The organism is bacterium (assembly GCA_040755795.1).
Lineage (GTDB): Bacteria > UBA9089 > CG2-30-40-21 > CG2-30-40-21 > SBAY01 > JBFLXS01.
On the sequence record JBFLXS010000104.1, the window covers coordinates 1 to 11026 of the forward strand.

Annotated in this window: 10 protein-coding genes; 1 reads left to right on the plus strand and 9 read right to left on the minus strand. The window is 36.9% G+C overall.

Annotated elements, in window-relative coordinates; genetic code table 11:
* Nucleotides 1-300 precede the first annotated feature (300 nt).
* On the plus strand, nt 301-564 hold the full coding sequence (locus AB1414_08550; protein MEW6607488.1) for a hypothetical protein: 264 nt from the start codon (nt 301-303) through the stop codon (nt 562-564).
* On the opposite strand, the gene AB1414_08555 is transcribed toward AB1414_08550, so the two are convergent.
* From AB1414_08555 to AB1414_08595, 9 genes are all read right to left on the minus strand, one after another.
* Nucleotides 494-2083 (minus strand): response regulator, encoded by a 1590-nt coding sequence (locus AB1414_08555; GenBank protein ID MEW6607489.1) that lies wholly within the window; start codon nt 2081-2083, stop codon nt 494-496. The two genes, AB1414_08550 and AB1414_08555, sit on opposite strands and share 71 nt — an antisense overlap.
* 2 nt (nt 2084-2085) lie before the next feature.
* Nucleotides 2086-2487 (minus strand): response regulator, encoded by a 402-nt coding sequence (locus tag AB1414_08560; protein ID MEW6607490.1) that lies wholly within the window; start codon nt 2485-2487, stop codon nt 2086-2088.
* A gap of 1 nt (nt 2488) precedes the next feature.
* Entirely contained in the window at nt 2489-4678 is a 2190-nt protein-coding gene (locus AB1414_08565) for a GAF domain-containing protein (protein MEW6607491.1), read from the minus strand.
* A 44-nt stretch (nt 4679-4722) separates the two neighbouring features.
* Nucleotides 4723-6195: an Asp-tRNA(Asn)/Glu-tRNA(Gln) amidotransferase subunit GatA gene (gene gatA, locus AB1414_08570; protein ID MEW6607492.1), complete on the minus strand. Its 1473-nt coding sequence runs from the start codon at nt 6193-6195 to the stop codon at nt 4723-4725.
* Nucleotides 6196-6898: 703 nt separating this feature from the next.
* Nucleotides 6899-7855 (minus strand): glycosyltransferase, encoded by a 957-nt coding sequence (locus AB1414_08575; GenBank protein ID MEW6607493.1) that lies wholly within the window; start codon nt 7853-7855, stop codon nt 6899-6901.
* A gap of 4 nt (nt 7856-7859) precedes the next feature.
* Nucleotides 7860-9287, minus strand: coding sequence for a radical SAM protein (locus AB1414_08580; protein MEW6607494.1), 1428 nt, complete (start codon nt 9285-9287; stop codon nt 7860-7862).
* Between the two features lie 16 nt (nt 9288-9303).
* Nucleotides 9304-10386, minus strand: coding sequence for an aminofutalosine synthase MqnE (gene mqnE, locus AB1414_08585; GenBank protein MEW6607495.1), 1083 nt, complete (start codon nt 10384-10386; stop codon nt 9304-9306).
* A gap of 55 nt (nt 10387-10441) precedes the next feature.
* Nucleotides 10442-10540: a hypothetical protein gene (locus AB1414_08590; protein MEW6607496.1), complete on the minus strand. Its 99-nt coding sequence runs from the start codon at nt 10538-10540 to the stop codon at nt 10442-10444.
* A 39-nt stretch (nt 10541-10579) separates the two neighbouring features.
* Nucleotides 10580-10834, minus strand: coding sequence for a hypothetical protein (locus AB1414_08595; GenBank protein ID MEW6607497.1), 255 nt, complete (start codon nt 10832-10834; stop codon nt 10580-10582).
* Between the last annotated feature and the right edge of the window lie 192 nt (nt 10835-11026).

An 11026-nucleotide genomic window follows, 5' to 3' on the forward strand; every position in this document is an offset into this window, starting at 1 on the left:
TGAGGGATTACCGGCTGAGCTCAGGACGAAACTATTTAACCAATTACCAATTACCAGTTACCAATTATCCGTTTGCAGGTTACGAAACCTGATGATGCCCCGTGCAAAACTTACTCAACACGACACTAGTGCTCTGTCGCTGATAATTTGATAGATTGTTTTTCTACCTGTCATTCCCGCGCAAGCGGGAATCCAAATTTTAGTAAGCGTTCAACTGGTGTAACAAAAGGAGATGTGGAAATTAAGGAGATAGGAAGATATTATTAAAAAATTGAAATTAATAGAAACTAATAGAAATTTATGGAAATTTGTTGTTTTCCACAATCAATTTCTACCTATTTCTATAAATTTCAATCTATTTCTATTATCTTATCTCCATATCACTCTTATCTCCTTATCCCCTTTCTTACACTTTTGATATATAGCCTGAACGGTTACCAAAAGGGAATAACAAACAGTTTGAAATTGCAGGCTAACCACCACTTTGTATCTATCATTTTTTATCCAGTTTTTCGCAGATTAAGGAGCTTGAAAGAAGGGCATGTCTTAATCGTTCTTTCTTAATATTAGGGTATCTAATCATATTAATTGTATGGTAAAGAAGTCCAATATAGTATTCATAAATGTCGTTGCATGGTTGAACAAAACTATGTGCCAGACTTCTCAAATCCTGGATAATCGCAAAAGCTTTGTTAAGTTCTTCAATAGGACTTTTAAAACTGTATGGTTCATCAAATTGCTCTGGACTAACTAAAGATTTTTCAAATTCATATAGGGTTTCTATATTGCTTGTTTCAAGGTAGTTAAATTTAATGTCAGCCTCTAATTCTACAAAGTCTCTTAAGATGTGTCCATAACCCGTTCTGAAAAAATCAATCAACCATGGATGTTTATCCTCATCAACCAGGATATTCTTTCCATTCAAATCACCATGTGTGCGACAGGAAAAAGTAGAAAGGTGAAAGTCTTTATCTTTAATCCAGACAACTGGGTTAAGAAAGTCTTTGTTTAATCCAGGAAAGTTAATCAGATGTTTTCCTTTATACTCTGAGAATATCTTTTTAAGGGCGTCGTCTAACTTTTTCTGGTCACATCCTAATTGCTTTTTGTAGTGTTCACTGAGTTCCATATCTATTTTATTGCCCCTATTCTGATACCACATCCCACAAGTCTCTTTAAAGAGTTCCTTAAGGGTAGTCTTTATATCTTCAACTTTGCTATTGCCATAATATTCTCTGAAGTTACAAATAGTCTTAGGATTTCTACTGCCAGCAAGGGTATATATCATTCCTCCAAGATTCTGGGTATAAGATGGCTCTTCAATTTCAGTAGGACGAAGTTGGAGAAATGGTTTTACATGCTCATTATAATTTTTAGATTCCCTCTCAATATCTTTACGGGGACCAAATTTAACAATGCGAGAGGCAAATATCCCTTCATTAACTCGACCTGGTTCAACCAAAACTACCCCTGTTTTACTATATCCTCTGGAAGAAAGAGGTGAAATTGTAATCTTCTCAGCCGAATAGAACAGTTTTTTAAAGACCTCTCCCAATTCTTCTTTCAGCCTCTCTTTTTCCCCCTCATCTTTTACTTTAATCGCATCAAGCAAAAATTCAAATGCCTTCTCATCCTCCAAATGGGTACCTGAAGAAAGTTTCTCTTCCAACCTAACTTTAAGGTTAAAATTAATCTTTATCTCCTTATTGAAAGCTTCTTCGATTGTCTCTATCAAAATTGAAGGAGGTTCCATTTTTGGAATATAATCAAATGCAATTCCTCCATAGCGAGGACTTAAGGCCATTCGTTGCGTTTCGGGACTACTGAACCCTGTCAGGATAATCTTTGGTATAAGTGGATCAATCTCCTCCGCAAGTTCTAGACCACTTTGATCATCCTTATTACTATGGTCACAAAGTTTCAAATCAATCACTGCTAAATGGATGCGTTCCTTTTTTAACCATTCCTTTGCCTCATCTGGACTCCCTGCTGGAAAGACCAAATACCCTTTTTGTTCAAGATTGAACTTCCAGTCATCCAATACTGAGGGTTCATTATCAACAAACAAGATTCTTTTCTGCATAGTCATTTCCTCCTCATATTATGACTCAATGGGTTTTTTATTTTAAGCCCTTCTCGTATGGTTTTTAATAATTGAGTTTTCTCAAGCGATTTACTCAGATAATCAAAAGCTCCTACCCGGAATACATCCCTTCCTTCCTTCCATGAAGGAGCGGCAGAAACAACTACTACTTTTTCCTCTGGATGTTTCTCTAAAATTCGCTTAAGAGAGGTTACACCGTCTGTGCCTGAAACATAAAAATCCATGACCACCATATCATATTTCTGAGAATCCAATTTTTTTAGAGCTCCTTCCTCATCCAGAGCTCTATCTACCCTGTAGCCATGTTTTGACAAAACCTTTTTAGAAAACTCTGACCACCAAGGTTTATTATCTATAAGTAAAATTCTTGGCCCCTGTTTCATTCTAATCTCCTTTGATAGGCAACCTGATGATGAAAGTTGTTCCCTTTGGTGTTGTTGATTTTAATTCTATATTTCCTCCATATTTCAAAAAGACAGTATGTGCCAACAACAAACCAACACCACTCCCCTTTGCTCCAGAAACCTGTTTTTTAAATATTTGAGATGCAATCTTTTCTGGTATCCCACAGCCGGTATCACTAATCTCTATTAACATCTTACTTCCTTCTTCCCTACAAATAATAGTCAACTTTCCTTCATCTGGCATAGCCCTCAAGGCATTTTTGATTATTTGTTCAAAGGCAGCCGTCAACCAGGCATTACTGGCAGTTATTGCAAATAATCCTTTTGCTGGTTTTGGAAAATCAACTTCAATTTTTTTACCATGTCTACATCTCTCCACTGCTGTATCAATCACATCAAGAATAGAAACAGATTCTTTTACCTCCTCAGATGGCAGGTCAGGCGCTACCTTCATTATCGCTTCAGCTTCACTGTCTATTTTATTAAGTCTGTCAAGAACATTTTTTGAAACTTCAAATTTTTTGAGGGTATCTACATTTACCCTTATGGCATGAGCCATCTGAATGACATCATGTTTCCAGAATGCCCCTACAATCCCTAACCAGGATAAAGCATTAGCTGCCGCCAGTTGTTCTTGAGTATCCTTTAATTCCTGGCAATATCTTACATTTTGGATAGCAATTCCTGCATAAGATGATAGTGACTCAATAAATTTCACATCATCTTCATCAAAGGCATTCAAGAGAGGATGTTCAAAATTAAGAACCCCGATTAATTCCTTTTTTTGGTTTAAAATAGGAACTGCCAGTTCAGACTGGGTATCTGAAAGAGACTTTTTATAGCGAGGGTCTTTATTTACATCAGAAACTCTCTTAGTCTTTTTCTCTTTTGCGGCAGCACCTACAATACCCTCACCAACTTCTATGGGTTCCCATGCCCTCTTCCCTTCTTTTCCTCTCCTAACACAAGGTATCAACAATCCTTCTCTTTCTTCCTCTAACAATCTTGCACTTCCTGAATGAGCGCCCGTCCTTTCTAATCCTTTATCTAATATTAACCCTAATATTTTCTTTATATCTAAAGTTGAATTGATTACTTTCCCAATTTCATAAATTGCATTTTGAATCTCAAATTGCTCAGCATTGTGAATAGCAATTACTGCCTGCTGAGAAAGAGATTCAATTAAACGTTTATCATCTTCATCAAAGGCACTAACTTTTGGGCTTTCAAGATTAAATATTCCTATCAATTTTTTCTTTTTACCCAATAGTAAGGGGACAACCAATTCTGATCTTACCGCTGGAATCATTTCTATGTACCATTCTTTCCACGGCTCTTTTGTAACATCTAGTATTAAATGAGATTTCTTTTCTCCTGCAACTAAACCTGTAATACCTCTCTCACCAATCTTTGCTCTTTCATTCTTTTTATCTTCAGGCACTCCAATACTTTGCTTGATAACTAACTCTCCTGTAGATTTATCTATAGACTGAATCATAGCATAAATTTCTACACCTTTATGTCTTTTTCTAATTAGGTCAAACCCTTTATCCAAAATTAGTTCCAATACCTTCTCAAGATTTAATACAGAACTAATAGTTTCGTCAATGTGTTGTAATGCCTCAAGTTCCTTAACTCTCTCCCCCAATTTTTTATCTGTTTGGGCAAATAGTCTTGCATTATTAATGGCTATTGCAGAAAAATCTGCTAAAGCCTCAAGGAGTTTTTGATTATTCTCATCAAAAGCACTAATATTAGGGCTTTCAACATTAAGCACACCTATTAATTTATCTTGAAACATCATTGGGACGGCTAACTCTGATTTCATATTGGGAAAGACCTCTATGTAGCCTGAATCTTTAGCCGTTACATCAGAAACCAGAATCGTTTTTTCCTCTTTGGCTGCCCTACCAGTAATCCCCTCTCCAATCTTCTGAGGGGGGGTTTTTACTCCTTCTGGGATAATTACATCGTATGTTAATTCAGTCTTCTCTTCATTCAACATCCCTAATGTTCCATATTTAGATTCTGTAAGTTCTAATGCCTTTTGAAGAATAAGTTTTAGAACTTCTTCCAACTTGAGTTCAGAGACCAATATCTTTCCTATCTCATAGAGAGCTTCAAGCTCCTGAACCCTTCGGTTAAGTTGAGTTTGACTTTTCTCTATCATCCTTGTTCCTCCTGAAAATAATATATCAATAAAATAAAAAAAAGTCAATCCTTTTTTAAAGGAGGTTTTTTTAAATGATGCTCTGTGTTCTGTTCAAAGGTGTAGGCTACTTGTAATAGTTTCTCTTCTCCAAATAATGGTGCTAAAATCTGTAGTCCAATAGGTAATCCCTCCTGTGCCCATCCACAGGGAATAGATATCCCCGGGATACCGGCTAAATTAGCCGAGATAGTAAGAATATCTGATAAATACATTTGAATAGGGTCAGATACCCTGGAGCCAATCTTAAAAGCAGGTGTCGGTGAAGTTGGGGTAATTATAACATCACATCTTTTAAATACCTCTTCAAAATCTTGCTTAATCAATGTCCTTACCTTTTGTGCCTTTAAATAATACTTATCACGATATCCCGCAGATAAGGCATAGGTGCCAAGCATAATTCTTCTTTTGACCTCATTTCCAAAGCCTTGTGTTCTTGTTTGCTCATACATATCAATCAACTCTTTTTCTGGAACCCTGAGTCCATACTGGACACCATCATATCGAGCTAAGTTAGAGCTCGCCTCTGCTGGGGCAATGAGATAATATACTGCCACACAATAGTCTGTATGGGGTAGGGATACTTCTTCTAACACCTCTGCCCCTAACCCTTCCAACAATCTAATTGCTTTGTCAATACTTTCCTTAACCTCAATATCTATCTCTTTTCTAAAGTATTCATTAGGGATACCAATCTTTATTCCCGAAACATCATTGGTTAAAGATTTAGTATAATCTGGTGCAGGAATGGGAGAAGATGTAGAATCATTTTTGTCGTAGGTGCAAATGAGATTAAGAAGTAAGGCACAATCAGTAACATCTTTGGTGATTGGTCCAATCTGGTCTAAAGAGGAGGCAAAGGCAATTAATCCATATCTTGATACCCTGCCGTAGGTAGGTTTAAATCCTACTACGCCACACAAAGCCGCTGGTTGACGAATAGAACCGCCAGTATCAGAACCTAAGGCTAAAATTGTCTCATCTGAAGCAATAGCCGCCGCAGAACCACCACTTGAACCTCCTGGTACGGTCTCTAAATTCCATGGATTTTTAGTAGTCCCAAAGCATGAATTTTCAGTAGAAGACCCCATGGCAAATTCATCCATATTGGTTTTGCCGATGATGATGGCATCTGCCTCCTTTAATCTTTGAATGACAAAGGCATCATAGGGTGGGATGAAATTATGGAGGATTTTTGAGGCACAGGTAGTTTTTATACCTTTGGTGCAGATATTATCTTTAATGGCCACGGGGATACCTGCCAACAGATGTATCTCTTCTCCTTTAGCTATTTTTTTGTCTATCTCTTTTGCCTGCTCAATTGCCTCATCAAAGCAGGTAGTGATGTAGGCATTTATCTTTGAATCTAAAGCCTCAATTCTACCAATGACAGACTCTGTTACTTCCACTGATGTAATTTCTTTGGATTTAAGCAGGTTATGGATTTCATGCGCTGTTAGAAATGCTAATTCACTCAATTTTTTCACTCTCCAATTATTCGTGGCACTTTAAAGAACTGAATTTTCGTAACCATTCATTTTATTATACCATTGATTCCTTGTAAATGCAACAATTTTTATTTCACCAGGGTAATGCGTCAGTGAAATGGGGGAACGATACTAACCACGAAAGCACGAAATAAAGAAAACACGAAATATATTAATGAATTAGCGAATTAGTTAATTAAGTAAATTGGGTAACTATTCACCCTCCAGGAAAGTAGGAGAGTAGGGAAGTAGAAAAGGGAAAGAAAATGAATGAAAAGTTAGATGATTTTAGACAACTTGTAGTATGGCAAAAAAGCCATCATTTAGTAATCTGGAGTTTCGTTAATTTAAGGAGCCATTGAGGCTATCTGAATCCTTATCAATCTGTTTATTTTGCTCAAAGATGGCAAAATTAGGCTCAAAAGCCTGATGATTTTTTTGCAACTTATCCTTTGAAGTTGAGTTGATAAAAAATGCTTCACCTATTTTCTTCCCTTTGTGTCCTTTGCGTTACTACTTTGTGCCCTTTGTGGTTTATCCTTTTTTAACCGCAAAGAACGCAAAGAAATCAACCGCAAAGAACGCAAAGATTAAAGGCAAAAGGAATCATAGAAAATTCACGAAACTCCAGTTTATAAACAGATTCCTTAAAAAGGAACAGGAAGGCTGTTTTAACCGTCCCACACCCAAATTATTAAAGACCTCCTGACCTGCTGGCTGAAATTAATCCACTCATAAACCCTAAATTCCAATAGATAATAGTCATAACCAATAATCTGGTAAATTGTAATGTTTTTTTTATCGATTTTGTCTTCAGCAAAAGATAAAATAGTGGGAAAAACAAACAAAGAATAAAGACCAGAGACCAGAGACCAGAGACTATAGACCAAAGACCAATCAAGGTTGATAATAGTAAAAAAATTGGCTCATAGTGTATCAATCTAAAAACCCCATATTTTCTTACCAGAAATCCCTGTGCCCAGCCATAACGCTTCATCATCTTACAAAATCCAGATAAATTATCAGGTCTATAGTGATAAACGATTGCCTGTGGATTATATTTTAGTTTATATTTTTTTAGTTTCTTTATGCGATAATCAAATTCTACATCCTCACCAGGCCATAATTCCTCTAAAAAACCACCGACTTTATCAAATATCTCTTTCTTATATATCACATTACAGGTAGGATTGTGTTTAGTTTCAATTCTTTCCGTGCCTTTCTTAATATAATCGGCAACAAAGCCAACCGTTTTCAAGAACGCTTGCACCGTTTTCCCAAATTCTGTTTCATCTTCGGGTGATTGCTGACTGCCGCCAACACCTACTATTTGTTCTGAATCAAATCCTTTCAATAACTCTATGAGCCATTTTGGATGAACCAGACAATCTGCATCGCTAAATGCCAGGTATTCTCCTTTTGCCTGTTTTGCGGCTAAATTTCGGCAACCAGATGGTCCTATACCTTGAGTTTTTATCACCTGGAGATTTCTATACGAATTGAGTATCTCTTGAGTTTTGTCGTTTGAATTATCATTTATAACAATGATTTCATAATTGGGGTAATTTAGATTTATCAGGGAATCAAGACATTTTTTGATTGTCTTTTCACCATTTTTGACTGGAATTATTATTGAGATAAATGATTTCATTTTTCTACTTTCTACTCCCTAAATATGAAATAAAATTCATTGCTCCTTTTATCTTTCGATACAGGTCGTGAAAATCTCGAGTATTAAGTAGAAACTTCCACATATATCCTGGACGAAAATAAAAGGATTTAAGTCCTTTATCAACATAATCATTAATCTCTTTACTTGTTAGCCCCGGGTAATCGACCACAGTAGATTGTTCGCCTTCCGAAAGCCAATCTGTCCATAATTTTGCCTTTAGTAGCCCTTGAGATTGACAAAAATTATAATACTCTGTGCCAGGAAAAGGAACTGCTCCAGCAAACTGGATGGTAGTTAATCCTAACTTTAAGGCAAAGTTTAATGTTTTTTCCATTGATTCTTTTGTTTCTCCGGGCATACCAAAGACAAAACAACCGTGAATTTCAAGCCTGGATTCTTTAGCCACTCGCATAAATTGGACAGAATCTTCTACCCGTAATCCCTTTTTCATTCTATTTAGTATCTCCTGGTCTCCGGATTCAAAACCTACCAATAACTCTCTACATCCAGAATTTTTCATGGTTTTAAATAGTTCTAAATCATAAATGTCGGGTCTGGCATTGACCGACCAGGTGATTTTTAGTCCTCTTTTTTTGATTTCTTCGCAAATGGCGAAAGCTCGCTCTTTATTTACAGTAAAGGTATCATCTTCAAAGAAGAATTCGCCCTGTTTTAATTGAGGAAAGAGTTTAAGACAATGCTCTATCTCATCCACTACATTTTTAGCTGACCGAAGTCGATATTTATGACCATACATCAATTGTGGCCAGAGGCAAAAGGTGCATTGATAAGGACAGCCTCGCCCGGCAATAATATCAATATAAGGATACAATCTACCGGCATCAAAATATTTCATAATATTCAGGTGATGCCAGGCAGGAAAAGGTAACTCGTCTAAATCTGAAATTAGGGGTCGTGGTGGAGTGGTTTTAAAATCTCCTTTGTCCAGATAACATATCCCTGGTATGCTTTTCAGGTTATTCCAGTTCTTGACTATATCTCGAACAGTATAATCATATTCACCCAGAGCAATAACATCAATAGAGCCTTTAGCTTCTTGTAGGGTTTGTTCGGGTAAAGCGGTAGCATGAGTGCCAACCATAATCACCTTAGCCTGACTTTCCTGCTTAGCAATGCGGGCACATTCAATATCGGAGTAAATAGAAGGGGTAGTAGAATCCAGGATGACAAATTGAGGTTGTTTATCTTTGATTAATTGCCCCAATTTTGTCTTATCCCAGTTCATAGCCGGGAAATCATAGAGTTCTACCGCTTCTCTTGCTTCTTCCAGAACAGCCGTAGCATAAGCCAACCAGTCTGGTGGCCTGATTGCCCGACCACGCGTCTTAGCAGGCCATCGCTGGCATCGACAAAAATCTTTAATAAACGGTGCATTAATAACCAAAATCATTGAAATTTCCTTTGATTTAAACTTGATATGACACTACTCTATTATATATACTGTCTCTTTCTACCGGAATTCTACCTGACTCGGTAATCAGGTTAACTAATTCTTTTTTAGATAATTCTTGAGGTGTTTTCGCACCTGCACAGTGGGTTATTTTCTCTTCAACCACCGTGCCATCAAGGTCATCTACGCCAAAACTCAAAGATACCTGGGCTAATTTTACCCCTAACATAATCCAGAATGCCTTGATATGTGGAAAATTATCCAACAAAAGCCGAGAAATAGCCAGTGTTTTCAAATCTTGATAGCCGGTTGTCCCTACCCCACTTAATTCTGTATTCTCTGGATGATACGCCAGCGGGATAAATGACTTAAAACCAAAAGTTTTATCCTGTAATTCCCGCAGGGCTAAAATATGGTCCACCCGCTCTTCTATTGTCTCTATATGTCCGTATAAGATTGTGGCATTACTTTTAAGCCCAAGTTTATGCGCTGTCTCCATTACCTCAAGCCAGAGTTTGCCTTCGATTTTCTTAGGGCATATCACCTTTCGAACCCTTGGCGAAAAAACCTCTGCCCCACCTCCTGGGATTGAAGTTAATCCCGCTTGTTTTAGTTGGCTTAATACCTTTTCCAGACTTAAATTAGCCCTCCGGGCAAAATAGTAAATTTCAACTGCGGTAAATGCCTGAAGATTAACCTGTGGAAAGGCTGAATGTAACTTAGATAGCATCTCAAGATAATACTCAAAAGGGATTTCAGGATTTAATCCCCCAACAATATGCAACTCTTTAACCCCATTTTTATCACAACCCTTCGCCTTTTCCATAATCTGGTCAATGGTTAATGTAAAAGCACCTTTCTCACCTTTGTTTTTACTATAGGCACAAAACCTACATCTATTTTCACAGATATTGGTGTAATTGATATGGCGGTTGATGATGAAATAAGCATCCTTGCCATTTAGCCGTTCCCGAACTAAATTTGCCATTTCACCAATGGTGAGCAGGTCATTGGATTGAAACAACCTGATACCATCTTCTTTACTTAATCTTTGTCCTGTGTTGACTTTTTTATAAATGTCGTTCAATAAATTTTCCATACATCCTCTAAATAGTGTCGTGTTGAGTAAGTTTTGCACGGCGTATCATCAGATTTCATAACCTGCAAACGGATAATTGGTAACTGGTAACTGGTAACTGGTAATTGGTAACTGGTAACTGGTAATTGGTAATTGGTAACTGGTAATTGGTAATTGGTTAAATAATTTCGTCCTGAGTTCAGCCGGTAATCCCTCAATTATCAGTGGTAAAAACTAAATAGAAATTTTCTCTCGCAAAGACACAAAGTTCGCAAAGATTATAATTTATTCCTTTGCGTTCTTTGCGCCTTAGCGGGAAATTGTAACCGTTCAGGCTATATATCAAAAGTGTCCGAAAGGGGATAAGGAGATAAGGGTGATATGGAGATAAGATAATAGAAATAGATTGAAATTGATTGTGGGAAACAACAAATTTCCATAAATTTCTATTAGTTTCTATTAATTTCAATTTTTTTTATAATATCTCCTTATCTTCTTAATCTCCACATCTCCTTTTGTTACACCACCTGAACGCTTACAGGAAATTTAATCTTTATGCCTTTCTCCCACCAATAACTGACCGATTACCTCAGCCGAACGGTATTTAATTACCAGTTACCAATTACCAGTTACCAATCACCAGTTACCAGAATCAAATTCC

Excerpts from the sequence above, each read along its gene's own strand:
- AB1414_08575 (MEW6607493.1), bottom strand. The coding sequence starts at position 7,855 with ATGAAATCATTTATCTCAATAATAATTCCAGTCAAAAATGGTGAAAAG.
- AB1414_08580 (MEW6607494.1), bottom strand. The coding sequence starts at position 9,287 with ATGATTTTGGTTATTAATGCACCGTTTATTAAAGATTTTTGTCGATGC.
- AB1414_08550 (MEW6607488.1), top strand. The coding sequence starts at position 301 with ATGGAAATTTGTTGTTTTCCACAATCAATTTCTACCTATTTCTATAAA.
- AB1414_08560 (MEW6607490.1), bottom strand. The coding sequence starts at position 2,487 with ATGAAACAGGGGCCAAGAATTTTACTTATAGATAATAAACCTTGGTGG.
- AB1414_08555 (MEW6607489.1), bottom strand. The coding sequence starts at position 2,083 with ATGCAGAAAAGAATCTTGTTTGTTGATAATGAACCCTCAGTATTGGAT.
- AB1414_08565 (MEW6607491.1), bottom strand. The coding sequence starts at position 4,678 with ATGATAGAGAAAAGTCAAACTCAACTTAACCGAAGGGTTCAGGAGCTT.
- mqnE (MEW6607495.1), bottom strand. The coding sequence starts at position 10,386 with ATGGAAAATTTATTGAACGACATTTATAAAAAAGTCAACACAGGACAA.